The sequence below is a fragment of the Roseivirga sp. E12 genome, from assembly GCF_017592825.1.
Lineage (GTDB): Bacteria > Bacteroidota > Bacteroidia > Cytophagales > Cyclobacteriaceae > Roseivirga.
This window is the reverse complement of the sequence record NZ_JAGFMD010000030.1, coordinates 1-410: the sequence shown is the minus strand read 5'-3', so window position 1 is coordinate 410 and position 410 is coordinate 1. Positions and strand designations below refer to the sequence as shown.

The window sequence follows — 410 nt, the reverse complement described above, 5'->3', positions numbered from 1 at the left end:
GTGTAGGCCGTACCCGTTCCATTCTCTACAAAGCTGGCTGTAGTGGCCGAAGTAAAGACTGGATCAGTGTCATCAACATCTGTTACGGTAATGGTTACTGTCTGTGATACAGTATTGATGCCATCACTGGCTTTTACTTCAAGCAAATAGGCGTTATCAGTATTTCCATCAGCAGGCAATTCAAAGTCTGGTGATGCTTGGAAGGTCACTGCTCCTGTCGATCCATCAATATCGAATAAGCCTTCGTCATTACCTGTGCCAAGGCTATAAGTAACCGCGTTGGCATCTGTAGCTACAGCAGTGTAGGCAGTACCTGTTCCATTCTCTACAAAGCTGGCCGTAATGGCTGAAGTAAAGACTGGATCAGTGTCATCAACATCTGTTACGGTAATGGTTACTGTTTGAGAAAC

The 410-nt window shown here is 45.1% G+C and carries 1 protein-coding gene; it reads right to left on the bottom strand.

Translation table 11 applies throughout. The annotated features are described in order from the left end of the window. Positions 1–410: cadherin repeat domain-containing protein (locus J4E76_RS20770; protein ID WP_208506718.1), on the bottom strand; the 410-nt coding region annotated here is incomplete at both ends.